Genomic DNA, 13,048 nt, shown 5'->3' on the forward strand with positions numbered 1-13,048 from the left:
AACTGTTGTCGGACGTCGCCGGGCGCAGCCCCCGCGTCGTCCATCAATGATCAGCCAGCAGCCGCTGCAACCCCAGGGAGCGTTGTGTCCCGTCGCCTGTTCACCTCGGAGTCCGTGACCGAGGGTCACCCCGACAAGATCGCTGACCAGATCAGCGACACCATTCTCGACGCGCTTCTGCGTGAGGACCCGACGTCCCGGGTCGCCGTGGAGACGCTGATCACGACCGGCCTTGTGCATGTGGCCGGCGAGGTCACCACCAAGGCGTACGCGGACATCGCGACCCTGGTCAGGGGCACGATCCTGGGGATCGGCTACGACTCCTCGAAGAAGGGCTTCGACGGCGCCTCGTGCGGCGTGTCGGTGTCGATCGGCGCGCAGTCCCCGGACATCGCCCAAGGTGTGGACACGGCGTACGAGTCCCGGGTCGAGGGTGCCTCCCGCACGGAGGACGGCGACGAGCTGGATCAGCAGGGCGCGGGCGACCAGGGCCTGATGTTCGGCTATGCGACGGACGAGACGCCGACGCTGATGCCGCTGCCGATCTTCCTGGCGCACCGGCTGTCCAAGCGACTGTCCGACGTCCGCAAGAACGGCACGATCCCCTACCTGCGGCCGGACGGCAAGACGCAGGTCACCATCGAGTACGACGGCGACAAGGCGGTCCGCCTCGACACGGTCGTGGTCTCCAGCCAGCACGCCTCGGACATCGACCTGGAGTCCCTCCTCGCCCCCGACATCCGTGAGTTCGTCGTCGAGCCGGAGCTGAAGGCGCTGCTGGACGAGGGCATCAAGCTGGACACGGAGGGCTACCGGCTGCTGGTGAACCCGACGGGCCGGTTCGAGATCGGCGGCCCGATGGGTGACGCGGGCCTGACCGGCCGGAAGATCATCATCGACACGTACGGGGGCATGGCGCGGCACGGCGGTGGCGCGTTCTCCGGCAAGGACCCGTCCAAGGTGGACCGCTCGGCCGCGTACGCGATGCGCTGGGTGGCGAAGAACGTGGTGGCCGCGGGCCTGGCCGCCCGCTGCGAGGTCCAGGTGGCGTACGCCATCGGCAAGGCCGAGCCGGTCGGTCTGTTCGTGGAGACCTTCGGCACGCACAAGGTCGAGCCCGAGCGGATCGAGAAGGCCATCGACGAGGTCTTCGACCTGCGCCCGGCCGCCATCATCCGCGACCTGGACCTGCTCCGCCCGATCTACGCCCAGACCGCCGCCTACGGCCACTTCGGCCGGGAGCTGCCGGACTTCACCTGGGAGCGCACGGACCGCGTGGACGCCCTGCGCCAGGCCGTGGGCCTGTAGTCCCGACGACCAGTCCCGACGACGCCCGGCACCGAGGCCCGGTTCCCCCGCGGGGAACCGGGCCTCGCTGCGCTGCGGGACGGGCGGTGCGCGGAACGCGCGGGCCCCGCGAGCCGGCCGTCGGTGTGGGCGACAGGCGCCGGTTGTCGCCGGGGTTTGGTAAGAATGCAAGCGTGAGCAGCGAGAACGGACAGGGCGGCGGCGGGGCCGAAGGGGCGCCGCCGGAGCAGCTCGCGCTCATCCGGGAGAGCGTGCGCGATGCCAAGGTGCCCCGGGCCAAGCCGCGGACCTGGCGGGGAGCCGCGCTGGCCGAGGAGCTGCCGGTCGCGCGGGTGCTGGTCGACAAGGGCGTACTCCATCTCGACCGGTACTTCGACTACGCCGTGCCCGCGGAGCTGGACGAGCAGGCACAGCCCGGGGTGCGGGTGCGGGTCCGATTCGGGGCCGGCCGGCACCGGGTGCGGGAGGGGCGCCGGGAGGGCGGGGGCCTCATCGACGGATTCCTCGTCGAGCGGCGGGCCGAGTCCGACTACTCAGGGCCGCTGGCCGCGCTGGCCCAGGTGGTCTCCCCCGAGCCGGTGCTGAGCGAGGAGCTGCTGGGGCTCGCGCGGGCCGTCGCCGACCGGTACGCGGGCAGCCTCGCCGATGTGCTGCAACTGGCCGTGCCGCCGCGCAGCGCGCGCGCCGAGCGGCGGGTGTCGCCCACGCCGCCCACGCCGCCGGCACCGCCCGAGGCCGGGCCATGGGCCCGGTACGAGCGCGGGGCGGCCTTCATCGAGTCGCTGGCCTCGGGGGGCACACCGCGGGCCGTGTGGAACGCGCTGCCGGGCCCGCGGTGGAGCGAGGAACTGGCCCTGGCCGTCGCCGCCACGCTCGCCTCGGGGCGCGGCGCGCTCGTCGTCGTACCGGACGGACGCGCCGCCGCCCGGGTCGACGCCGCGCTCACCGCACAGCTCGGCCAGGGGCGGCATGCGCTGCTCACCGCGGACGCCGGGCCCGAGAAGCGCTACGGGCAGTGGCTCGCCGTGCGCCGGGGGGCGGTACGCGCCGTCGTCGGGACGCGGGCCGCCATGTTCGCGCCGGTGCAGAACCTGGGGCTCCTCGCCATCTGGGACGACGGGGACGACAGCCACAGCGAGCCGCACGCCCCGCAGCCGCATGCCCGGGATGTGCTCCTGCTGCGCGCAGCCCTGGACAAGTGCGCTTTTCTGCTCGGGAGTTGGAGCTGCACCGTGGAGGCGGCGCAGCTGGTGGAGAGCGGCTGGGCGCGGCCCCTGGCCGCCGGCCGGGAGCAGGTGCGGCGCTCCGCCGCGCTGGTGCGGACCGTGGGGGACGGCGACCTCGCGCGTGACGAGGCCGCCCGCGCCGCCCGGCTGCCGACGCTCGCCTGGCAGGTGGTCAGGGACGGGCTGCGGCACGGGCCGGTGCTGGTGCAGGTGCCCCGGCGCGGCTATGTGCCGCGCCTGGCCTGCGCGACCTGCCGGGCGCCCGCCCGGTGCCTGCACTGCTCCGGGCCGCTGGAGGCGCGGGACGCGGGGGCGCTGCAGTGCGGCTGGTGCGGTCGTGAGGAGGCCGCCTGGCACTGCCCGGAGTGCGGCTCGTTCCGGCTGCGTGCGCAGATCGTGGGGGCGCGGCGGACCGCCGAGGAACTGGGGCGGGCCTTCCCGGCGGTGCCGGTGCGGACCTCGGGGCGCGAGCAGGTGCTGGACACGGTGCCGGGAGCGCCCGCGCTGGTCGTGAGCACACCGGGGGCTGAGCCGGTCGCCGAGGGCGGCTATGCGGCGGCGCTGCTCCTCGACGGCTGGGCCATGCTCGGCCGGCCGGACCTGCGGGCCGGCGAGGACGCGCTGCGCCGCTGGCTCGGGGCCGCGGCGCTGGTGCGGCCGCAGGGGGACGGCGGGACGGTGGTGGTCGTCGCCGAGCCGACCCTGCGGCCGGTCCAGGCGCTGGTGCGCTGGGATCCGGTGGGGCACGCGGTGCGGGAGCTGGCGGACCGGGCCGAGCTGGGGTTCCCGCCGGTGTCCCGGATGGCGGCCGTCTCGGGCCCGGTGCAGGCCGTGGCCGAGTTCTTGGCGGCGGTCGAACTCCCGCCGGACGCCGAGGTGTTGGGGCCGGTACCGATGCCGGTCGGGCCCGCCGGACGGCCGCGGCGTACCGGGGGGCCGCCGCCCGGGGAGCAGTGGGAGCGGGCGCTGGTCCGGGTGCCGCCGGGCAGTGGGTCCGCACTCGCGATGGCTCTGAAGACGGCCCAGGCCGCACGGATGGTACGGGGCGGCGGCGAGCCGGTGCGGCTACGGATCGACCCGCCGGACATCGGCTGACGGGGCCTCGGCCGGGCTGGGGCCGGGCGGTCGAGGCTCGGGTGAGCGGGCGTCCGGCGCCGGGGGCGGCCGGTGATCGGGCGGTGGTCGGCCGCGCTTCGGACGGCCGGCGATCCGGCGGCGGTGCGCCGTCGCGTCCGAGGCTTCGCCGCACGGGCAGGCAGTCGCCCTCCCGGTGCGTGCGTCGGGAGGGCGGGTGACCGCGGGTCAGCCGTTGCGGGGGCCCGGAAAGGTCGTGGGGCGGACGTCCTCGCGGAGCGTGGGGCTGCCCGCGGTCGGCTGGGTCGGCATCGAGCGGGCCGCGGGGACGGTCGGCACCGTGGGCAGGCCGGTGTTCACGTTCACCGCGCGGGTGCCCGTCGGCTCCTGCGCGCGCTCGGCCTCCGCCGCTGCCTGGGTCGCGGCGCGGCGGGCGCCGTAACGGCGGTGCACCGCCTGCTTGGTGACGCCGAGGGCCGAGCCCACCGCGTCCCACGAGAAGCCGAGCGAGCGGTCGAAGTCCACGGCGGCCGTGACCAGGGTTTCGACACTGTCCCGGAGTTCCTGGGCGAGCCGGACGGTCGGGGCGGGGGCACGTCCGTAGACGACGAAGCCCGTGGAGGGGCCGGAGCGGCGCGGGCGGTAGACGTTGCCCAACTGGGCGGTGAGCGTACGCAGTGCGTCCACCTGCCGGCGGACCCGCTCGATGTCCCGCACCAACAAGTGCAGGCTGGCCCGGGCCTGGGCGTCGTGAGTTGCGTGGTCGGCCATGAACAAGCCTCTCGAACCGGCGTTGAAAGGAATCGGGCCCCGATGGCGGCCCGGTGTGGTCAACTCTTTCTTGACCAACGCGTTCGCCCTCGGCTGGTCACGGTGTGGGGGCGTGTGGACCTATGCGTACGCCGTCGGCCCACCCGTACACCACCGGTCGTGGTCCGTCCCCGGAAGCCGGGCCTCCGCACGCGGGCGCCCGGCCGTGTGCTGATCCATCGGCATAGACTGGTGCGCTGCCCGTCCGCCCCCGCCCGAGAGGCCCCCACCCGCCCATGAAGCTCGTCTTCGCCGGTACCCCCGAGGTCGCCGTTCCCGCCCTGGACGCACTCATCGCCTCCGGGCGGCACGAGGTGGCCGCCGTCGTCACGCGGCCCGACGCGCCGGCCGGGCGCGGGCGCCGGCTGGTCGCGTCCCCCGTGGCCGAGCGGGCGGAGGAGAGCGGGATCGAGGTGCTGAAGCCGGCGAAGCCGCGCGATCCCGAGTTCCTGGAACGGCTCAGGGAGATCGCCCCCGACTGCTGCCCCGTCGTCGCCTACGGGGCGCTGCTGCCGCGCGTGGCCCTGGACATCCCCGCCCACGGCTGGGTCAACCTGCACTTCTCGCTGCTGCCCGCCTGGCGCGGCGCGGCGCCCGTGCAGCACGCCCTCATGGCGGGGGACGAGATCACCGGCGCCTCGACCTTCCTGATCGAGGAGGGGCTCGACTCGGGCCCCGTCTACGGGACGGTCACGGAGGAGATCCGGCACACCGACACCAGCGGCGATCTGCTCACCCGGCTCGCCTTCGCCGGCGCCGGGCTGCTCGCCGCGACCATGGACGGCATCGAGGACGGCACGCTGAAGGCCGTACCGCAGCCGGCGGACGGCATCACCGTCGCCCCGAAGATCACCGTCGAGGACGCCCGGGTCGACTGGCACGCCCCGGCGTTGCGCGTCGACCGGGTGGTGCGCGGCTGCACCCCGGCACCGGGCGCCTGGACCACCTTCCGCGGCGAGCGGCTCAAGCTCATCCAGGTCGCCCCCGTGCCCGAGCGTACGGACCTCGCCGCGGGGCAGCCGGCGGTCGGCAAGAACAGCGTCCACGTGGGCACCGGGTCGTACGCCGTCGAGCTGCTGTGGGTGCAGGCCCAGGGCAAGAAGCCGATGCGGGCCGCGGACTGGGCGCGCGGTGTGCGGATCGCGGACGGGGAGACGCTGGGCGGCTGACGCCCCGTCCGGCGCCCGCGGCGTCCTGCCGACGTACGCTGGGACGCGCACCCCTTCCACCACCGGAGCACCTTTTTCGTGAGCGAGCAGTCCCGCCGGCCCCGCAAGCCCGGCAAGCCCTACCGTCGTCCCCACAAGGACCCCGTCCGCATCCTCGCCTTCGACGCCCTGCGGGCCGTGGACGAGCGGGACGCGTACGCCAACCTCGTACTGCCGCCGCTGCTGCGCAAGGCACGGGAGAAGGGCGACTTCGACGTCCGGGACGCCGCCCTCGCCACCGAGCTGGTGTACGGGACGCTGCGCCGGCAGGGCACGTACGACGCGATCATCGCGGCCTGTGTCGACCGGCCGCTGCGCGAGGTCGACCCGCCGGTCCTCGACGTGCTCAGCCTCGGCGCGCATCAGCTCCTCGGCACCCGGATCCCGACGCACGCCGCCGTGTCCGCCTCCGTCGAGCTGGCCCGGGTGGTCCTCGGCGACGGGCGGGCCAAGTTCGTCAACGCGGTGCTGCGGAAGGTCGCGCAGCACGACCTCGACGGCTGGCTGGCCACGGTGGCACCGCCCTACGACGAGGACCCGGAGGACCATCTCGCGGTCGTGCACTCGCATCCCCGCTGGGTCGTCTCCGCGCTGTGGGACTCGCTCGGCGGCGGGCGGGCCGGCATCGAGGACCTGCTGGAGGCCGACAACGAACGCCCCGAGGTGACGCTCGTCGCCCGGCCGGGCCGGGCCGACCCGCAGGAGCTGCTCCGCGAGGACGCCGCCGTGCCGGGGCGCTGGTCGCCGTACGCCGTGCGGCTCACCGAGGGCGGGGAGCCCGGCGCCATCGACGCGGTACGGGAGAGCCGGGCCGGCGTGCAGGACGAGGGCAGCCAGTTGGTCGCGCTCGCCCTGGCCGGCGCGCCGCTGGACGGGCCGGACGAGAAGTGGCTCGACGGGTGCGCGGGGCCCGGCGGCAAGGCCGCGCTGCTCGGGGCGCTGGCCGCCCAGCGCGGGGCCGTCCTGCTCGCCGCCGAGAAGCAGCCGCACCGCGCCGGTCTGGTGGCCAGGGCGCTGCACGGCAACCCGGGGCCGTACCAGGTCGTCGCCGCCGACGGGACCCGGCCGCCGTGGCGGCCCGGCAGCTTCGACCGGGTGCTGGTGGACGTGCCGTGCACCGGTCTCGGTGCCCTGCGCAGGCGGCCCGAGGCCCGCTGGCGGCGGCGCCCGGAGGACCTGGAAGGCTTCGCGCCGCTGCAGCGGGCGCTGCTGCGCGGCGCGCTGGACTCGGTGCGGGTCGGCGGCGTCGTCGGCTACGCGACCTGCTCGCCGCACCTCGCCGAGACCCGCGCGGTCGTCGACGACGTGCTCAAGCAGCGCCCGCACACCGAACTCGTCGACGCCCGCCCGCTGCTGCCGGGGGTGCCCGCGCTCGGCGCGGGCCCCGACATCCAGCTGTGGCCGCATCTGCACGGCACCGACGCGATGTACCTGGCCCTGATCCGCCGAACCGCCTGAAACACCGCTGGGGGGTCGGCCGACCCAGGGGCGCGGGGAACTGCGCGACCAGCCCCCCACCGACCCGCAGACGGACCACAACCGAATGGACCGCCGTTACGGCCCGGCGCAGCGGCATGGCAGGCTTGGGGCATGGCCGTGCAGATCAACCCCAGCATCCTGTCCGCCGACTTCGCCCGCCTCGCGGACGAGGCGAAGGCGGTCGAGGGGGCCGACTGGCTCCACGTCGACGTCATGGACAACCATTTCGTCCCGAACCTCACGCTCGGTGTGCCGGTCGTGGAGTCCCTGGCACGGGCCACGGACACACCGCTCGACTGCCATCTGATGATCGAGGACGCCGATCGCTGGGCCCCGCAGTACGTCGAGGCGGGCGCCTCCTCGGTCACCTTCCACGTCGAGGCGGCCGCCGCACCCGTGCGGCTCGCCCGCGAGATCCGCGCCAAGGGGGCCCGCGCGTCCATGGCGCTCAAGCCCGCGACGCCCATCGAGCCGTACGAGGACCTGCTCCCCGAACTCGACATGCTGCTGATCATGACGGTCGAGCCGGGCTTCGGCGGCCAGGCGTTCCTCGACATCATGCTCCCGAAGATCCGCCGCACCCGTGAGTTGATCGACAAGCACGGCCTCGAACTGTGGCTCCAGGTGGACGGCGGAGTGTCGGCGGCCACGATCGAGCGGTGCGCGGACGCGGGAGCCGACGTCTTCGTCGCCGGTTCGGCCGTCTACGGGGCGAACGACCCGGCGGCGGCGGTGCGCGCACTGCGCGCACAGGCGCAGGAGGCCACCGCCAAGGCGTCCTGGGCATGCGACCACTGAGCCACAGGTACGTGAACGGCGCCCACCAGGGCTGATCAACCGCGCCGGATCTGCAAGGATGAACGGCGAATCCAGAGTGTGAACAGCAGTGAGGAGAACGCCGTGTCGGGTATGTCGGCGGGCCGCATGCGGATGGGACCCGCTGAGCTGGTGCAGGCGGCGGCCATGGCCCGCCGCTTCTACCTCGAGGGCAAGTCCAAGATCCAGATCGCGGAGGAGTTCGGCGTCAGCCGCTTCAAGGTGGCCCGGGTCCTGGAGACGGCCCTGGAACGGGATCTCGTGCGCATCGAGATCCGTGTGCCGGCCGAGCTGGACGCCGAGCGCTCCGACGCGCTCCGCGCCCGCTACGGTCTCAGACACGCCGTCGTGGTCGAGTCCCCGGCCGAGGCCGAGGAGACCCCGGATCCGGAGAACCTCGGCGAGGTCGCGGCCGATCTGCTCGGCGAGCTGGTCAACGAGGGAGACGTGCTGGGCCTGGCCTGGGGCCGGTCCACCATCCACATGGCCGCCGCCCTCGACCGGCTGCCGCCGTGCACGGTGGTCCAGCTGACGGGCGTGTACGACGCCGGGACCGCGGAACGCGGCTCGGTCGAGGCCGTCCGCCGCGCCGCCCAGGTGTCCGGCGGCGACGCGCACCCCATCTACGCGCCGATGCTGCTGCCGGACGCGGCCACCGCGTCGGCGCTGCGCAACCAGACGGGGATCGCCCGGGCCTTCGAGTACTTCGACAAGGTCACGGTCGCCTGTGTCTCGATCGGCTCCTGGGAGTCGGGCATCTCGACGGTGCACGACATGCTCAGCGACGAGGAGCGCGGGCACTACGCCTCGCTCGGGGTCGCCGCCGAGATGTCCGCGCACCTCTTCGACGCGGACGGCCGCCGGGTCGGCCGGGACCTGGGGGAGCGCTGCATCACGGTCAAGGCCGACCAGCTCCGCCGGGTCCCCGAGGTCGTCGCGATCGCGGGCGGGCAGCGCAAGGCGGCCGCGATCGACGCGGTGCTGCGCTCCGGCCTCGTCACCAGCCTGGTGACGGACACCTCGGCCGCGGACTACCTGATGGCCGCGGGCCCCACGCCGCGGCCCGCCCTGAACCGGGCCGACCCCGACGGACCCTGACCGGCCCCGGCAGCGGTCCGGTGCGCGCGACGCGGGGACAGCCGTGACACCATCGACGCATGGTGCTGCGGTCTGTCCCCCGTGCGCTTTCGGCGCTCCTGCTCTGTTTAGCCGTCCTGGTCGCGGGCTGTTCCTCGGCCCGGACCGGGGCCGTGGACGTCTCCGCGCCGCCCTGGGCGGCCGGCATGTCCACGGTCGCGGAGGCCCGGCTGCCGGCCGAGGCCCGGCAGACCCTGGCCCTCATCGACCGCGGCGGCCCCTACCCGTACGCCAAGGACGGTGCCGTCTTCGGTAACTTCGAGGGGCTGCTGCCCCAGCACACGCGCGGCTATTACCACGAGTACACCGTGCAGACCCCGGGGTCGCGTGACCGCGGCGCCCGGCGCATCGTCACGGGGCAGGGCGGCGAGACCTACTACACCGATGATCACTACGAATCGTTCCGGGCGGTGCTGAGATGACGACCCCGTACGTCGTGACGCTCGACCTCGGCGGCATCGTCGACAAGGCCGGCCTGATGGACCGGTCCGCGCACGCACTGGGCCTGCCCGACTGGTTCGGCCGTAACTGGGACGCCCTCGCCGACAGCCTGTCCGACCCGTCCGTGTGGCCGCCGCCGGCGGCCGGCCGCCCGCTGCTCGTCGTCGTCACCGGCTGGCCGGAGTACGCCAGGAAGCGGCCCGAGGAGTGGACGGTCGCCCAGGAGGTGTTCACCGAGGCGTCCGAGCGGGAACCGCGGCTGACCGTCGCCCTCGCCCTGGGCTGACCCGCGTCCGGTCGTGGCGCGCCGCCCGGCCTGTTTTCGGTGGATCCTCCGAGAGCGCGCCCGACCTGCCTGGATGATCCGCCCGGGCCGCGCATTCCGGTCGCCATGGGACAATGAAGTACGTGCTCTTCCCCTGGGCAGACCTGTCCGGGGGCCACCTCTGATCGACTGGGATGTGCAGCACGTGCGTTTCCTCAATGACATCCAGCCCGCGTACGACCTGACGTACGACGACGTGTTCATGGTGCCGAGCCGGTCCGCGGTCGGCTCGCGTCAGGGCGTGGACCTCAGCTCCCGGGACGGCTCGGGCACCACGATCCCGCTGGTCGTCGCCAATATGACCGCCATCGCGGGCCGCCGCATGGCCGAGACGATGGCCCGGCGCGGCGGTCTGGTGGTGCTCCCGCAGGACATTCCGATCGATGTCGTCACGGACGTCGTCACCTGGGTGAAGAGCCGCCACCTGGTCCTCGACACGCCGATCGTGCTCGCCCCGCACCAGACCGTCGCCGACGCGCTGGCGCTGCTGCCGAAGCGGGCGCACAACGCCGGAGTCGTCGTCGACGAGTCGGGGCGGCCGGTCGGTGTCGTCACCGACCGGGACCTGTCCGGCGTCGACCGCTTCACGCAGCTCGCCGTGGTCATGTCCCGCGACCTGCTGCTGCTCGACGCGGACATCGACCCCCGCGAGGCATTCAACACGCTGGACGGGGCCAACCGCCGTTACGCCCCGGCGGTGGACGGGGACGGCAGGCTGGCCGGCATCCTCACCCGCAAGGGCGCGCTGCGCGCCACGCTGTACACCCCGGCCACCGACGCGCACGGCAGGCTGCGCATCGCCGCCGCCGTCGGCATCAACGGCGATGTGGCGGGCAAGGCGCAGCAGCTGCTGGACGCCGGGGTCGACACGCTTGTCATCGACACCGCGCACGGCCACCAGGAGTCGATGATCAGCGCGCTCAAGCTGGTGCGTGACCTCGACCCGCAGGTCCCGGTCGTGGCCGGGAACATCGTCTCCGCCGAGGGCGTCCGGGATCTGATCGAGGCGGGCGCCGACATCGTCAAGGTGGGCGTGGGCCCCGGCGCGATGTGCACCACCCGCATGATGACCGGCGTGGGCCGGCCGCAGTTCTCGGCCGTGCTGGAGTGCGCCGCCGAGGCACGCAGGTACGGCAAGCACGTGTGGGCCGACGGCGGTGTCCGGCACCCGCGCGATGTCGCGATGGCGCTGGCGGCCGGCGCCTCCAACGTGATGATCGGCTCCTGGTTCGCGGGCACGTACGAGTCGCCGGGCGACCTTCAGCAGGACGCCGACGGGCGGCTGTACAAGGAGTCCTTCGGCATGGCGTCCGCGCGCGCGGTGCGCAACCGCACCTCGGACGAGTCGGCCTACGACCGGGCCCGCAAGGCGCTGTTCGAGGAGGGCATCTCCACCTCCCGGATGTTCCTCGACCCGGTCCGCCCGGGTGTCGAGGACCTGATCGACTCGATCATCGCGGGTGTCCGCTCGTCCTGCACCTACGCCGGGGCCGGCTCCCTGGAGGAGTTCGCCGAGAAGGCCATCGTCGGCATACAGAGCGCGGCCGGCTACGCCGAGGGCAAGCCCCTGCACGCCAGCTGGAACTGACCCCCGCCGGTGCCGGACCCGAACGAAGAAGTGAACCACCCGCAGTGCTGAACGAGCTCGACGAACGCATCGTGCACGCCCTCGCCGAGGACGCCCGCCGCTCCTACGCGGACATCGGGCAGCTGGTCGGGCTGTCCGCGCCGGCCGTGAAACGGCGTGTGGACCGGCTGCGCGCCACCGGGGCCATCACCGGATTCACGGTGCGGGTGGACCCGGCGGCGCTCGGCTGGGAGACCGAGGGGTACATCGAGCTGTACTGCCGGCGCAACACCTCGCCGGAGACCATCCGGCGGGGTCTGGAGCGCTATCAGGAGGTGGTGGCCGCGTCCACCGTCACCGGGGAGGCGGACGCCGTCGTCCAGGTCTTCGCCGCCGACATGCGCCACTTCGAGCGGGTGCTGGAGCGGATCGCGGGCGAGCCGTTCGTGGAGCGGACCAAGTCCGTGCTGGTCCTGTCACCGCTGCTGCGCCGCTTCTCCTCGGGCGCACCGAGCTGATCCGCCGTCACCCGGCCCGGGGCACGCGGCCCGGGCCACGGCGCGCGGCCACGAACGTCCCGGACCGGGCGCGGCGCGGTCCGTGCGGCCGGCCGGCCGGGCGGGCGTACCGGGTCGCGTCGCGGCGGGTGAAGGACCGCTCCAGCACCGTGTCGAGTCCGCGCCACACGGCGTCCCGGTCCGCCATGACGGTCGCGTGCTCGTCGGCGTAGGGCGGCGCGGCGGCGCGGGCGCGGGCCGGGCGGGCCGCTTCAGTCGGTCCGGTCGGCGGTCTTGCGGGACAGGGCGTTGTTCCCGATCGAATTGTGCACGCTGAAGCTGACGGCGTCCGAGCGGTAGCGGTCGTCCGACCACTCCACCGGGCGGCCCTCGCGGGTCGTCGTCACCCGGCGGACCCGCAGCAGCGGGCTCGTCCGGCGCACGCGGAGCAGTTCCGCGTCCTGGGCGCCCGCCGCCACCGCGTCGATGGCGTGCTCGCCGTACGCGAAGACCAGGCCCGTGTCCTCGAACAGGCGCTGGGTGACGGAGGGGCAGTCCGGCTCGATCGCCTCGACGGCCGGCGCGATCCAGTCCGCGTACACGGTCCGTTCCAGCAGCACCGGTTCGCCGTCCAGACCGCGCACCCGCAGCACATGCAACACCGGTGTCCCGGCCCGCACTTGGAGGCGGACGGCGTCCTCCTCGGCGGCCGGGCGGTGCTCCTGTGACACCACGTGCCCGGTCGCCTCCCGGCCCATCGCCCGCGCCCACTGGGCGAAGCTGCGCAGCTCCGCGAAGCTCTGGCTGCGGCGGCTGGCCAGGACCACGCGCCGGGCGCCCTGGCGGGAGCCGATCAGCCCCTCGGCGGTGAGGGCCGCGACCGCCTGGCGGACCGTGCCGCGCGAGACGCCGTACCGCGCCGCGAGTTCGGTCTCCGCGGGCAGCCGGCTGCCGACTGTGTACTCCTCGCGGTCGATCGCTCGCCGCAGTTCGTCGGCGATCTCCTCGTGTCGCGCGGTCATGTATCCCCTCTGCGTAGGTGGCTGTGCACAGCGTGAGCAGCCTAATCGACGCTCCCCGGTGATTCGTGTCAGCCGGGATTGTGCAGGGAATCTCTGGTCAGGGTTTTGCCGCTGTTCACGGTCAAGACACCGACGACG

13 protein-coding genes are annotated in these 13,048 nt (G+C 74.0%); 10 read left to right on the forward strand and 3 right to left on the reverse strand.

The window, feature by feature from the left end; all coding sequences use genetic code 11:
* Window positions 1-84 precede the first annotated feature (84 nt).
* Both metK and CTZ28_RS07305 read left to right on the forward strand, forming a co-directional pair.
* A complete protein-coding gene (gene metK, locus CTZ28_RS07300; protein ID WP_121888401.1) occupies window positions 85-1,308 on the forward strand; it encodes a methionine adenosyltransferase in 1,224 nt (407 codons plus the stop codon).
* A 173-nt stretch (window positions 1,309-1,481) separates the two neighbouring features.
* Window positions 1,482-3,629 carry a primosomal protein N' gene (locus tag CTZ28_RS07305; RefSeq protein ID WP_121888402.1) on the forward strand — a complete coding sequence of 716 codons (2,148 nt, stop codon included), beginning with the start codon at window positions 1,482-1,484 and terminating at the stop codon, window positions 3,627-3,629.
* A gap of 207 nt (window positions 3,630-3,836) precedes the next feature.
* Here the strand turns inward: CTZ28_RS07305 and CTZ28_RS07310 are convergent, their stop codons facing one another.
* Window positions 3,837-4,379: a hypothetical protein gene (locus tag CTZ28_RS07310; RefSeq protein WP_121888403.1), complete on the reverse strand. Its 543-nt coding sequence runs from the start codon at window positions 4,377-4,379 to the stop codon at window positions 3,837-3,839.
* A 275-nt stretch (window positions 4,380-4,654) separates the two neighbouring features.
* Here CTZ28_RS07310 and fmt point away from each other — a divergent pair, with 275 nt between their 5' ends.
* The 8 genes from fmt (at window position 4,655) to CTZ28_RS07350 (ending at window position 11,909) form a co-directional block, all read left to right on the forward strand.
* Window positions 4,655-5,587, forward strand: coding sequence for a methionyl-tRNA formyltransferase (gene fmt / locus CTZ28_RS07315; RefSeq protein WP_121888404.1), 933 nt, complete (start codon window positions 4,655-4,657; stop codon window positions 5,585-5,587).
* Window positions 5,588-5,665: 78 nt separating this feature from the next.
* Window positions 5,666-7,084 (forward strand): RsmB/NOP family class I SAM-dependent RNA methyltransferase, encoded by a 1,419-nt coding sequence (locus CTZ28_RS07320; protein ID WP_121888405.1) that lies wholly within the window; start codon window positions 5,666-5,668, stop codon window positions 7,082-7,084.
* Window positions 7,085-7,216: 132 nt separating this feature from the next.
* Window positions 7,217-7,903, forward strand: coding sequence for a ribulose-phosphate 3-epimerase (rpe, locus tag CTZ28_RS07325; RefSeq protein WP_121888406.1), 687 nt, complete (start codon window positions 7,217-7,219; stop codon window positions 7,901-7,903).
* A 78-nt stretch (window positions 7,904-7,981) separates the two neighbouring features.
* Entirely contained in the window at window positions 7,982-9,019 is a 1,038-nt protein-coding gene (locus tag CTZ28_RS07330; protein ID WP_121888407.1) for a sugar-binding transcriptional regulator, read from the forward strand.
* Between the two features lie 59 nt (window positions 9,020-9,078).
* Window positions 9,079-9,480: a guanyl-specific ribonuclease gene (locus CTZ28_RS07335; RefSeq protein WP_121888408.1), complete on the forward strand. Its 402-nt coding sequence runs from the start codon at window positions 9,079-9,081 to the stop codon at window positions 9,478-9,480.
* Window positions 9,477-9,785, forward strand: a complete 309-nt coding sequence (locus CTZ28_RS07340) for a barstar family protein (RefSeq protein ID WP_121888409.1) — start codon at window positions 9,477-9,479, stop codon at window positions 9,783-9,785. The genes CTZ28_RS07335 and CTZ28_RS07340 overlap by 4 nt, the downstream gene beginning before the upstream one ends.
* Before the next feature lie 184 nt (window positions 9,786-9,969).
* Complete coding sequence (locus tag CTZ28_RS07345; protein ID WP_183154288.1) at window positions 9,970-11,412, forward strand: GuaB1 family IMP dehydrogenase-related protein; 1,443 nt, start codon at window positions 9,970-9,972, stop codon at window positions 11,410-11,412.
* A gap of 44 nt (window positions 11,413-11,456) precedes the next feature.
* Window positions 11,457-11,909: an Lrp/AsnC family transcriptional regulator gene (locus tag CTZ28_RS07350; RefSeq protein WP_121888411.1), complete on the forward strand. Its 453-nt coding sequence runs from the start codon at window positions 11,457-11,459 to the stop codon at window positions 11,907-11,909.
* A gap of 7 nt (window positions 11,910-11,916) precedes the next feature.
* On the opposite strand, the gene CTZ28_RS07355 is transcribed toward CTZ28_RS07350, so the two are convergent.
* Together CTZ28_RS07355 and CTZ28_RS07360 are read right to left on the reverse strand one after the other, a co-directional pair.
* A complete protein-coding gene (locus CTZ28_RS07355; protein ID WP_121888412.1) occupies window positions 11,917-12,096 on the reverse strand; it encodes a hypothetical protein in 180 nt (59 codons plus the stop codon).
* 64 nt (window positions 12,097-12,160) lie between these two features.
* On the reverse strand, window positions 12,161-12,910 hold the full coding sequence (locus CTZ28_RS07360) for a GntR family transcriptional regulator (protein WP_121888413.1): 750 nt from the start codon (window positions 12,908-12,910) through the stop codon (window positions 12,161-12,163).
* Window positions 12,911-13,048 lie beyond the last annotated feature (138 nt).

Source organism: Streptomyces shenzhenensis (genome assembly GCF_003688995.1).
Lineage (GTDB): Bacteria > Actinomycetota > Actinomycetes > Streptomycetales > Streptomycetaceae > Streptomyces > Streptomyces shenzhenensis_A.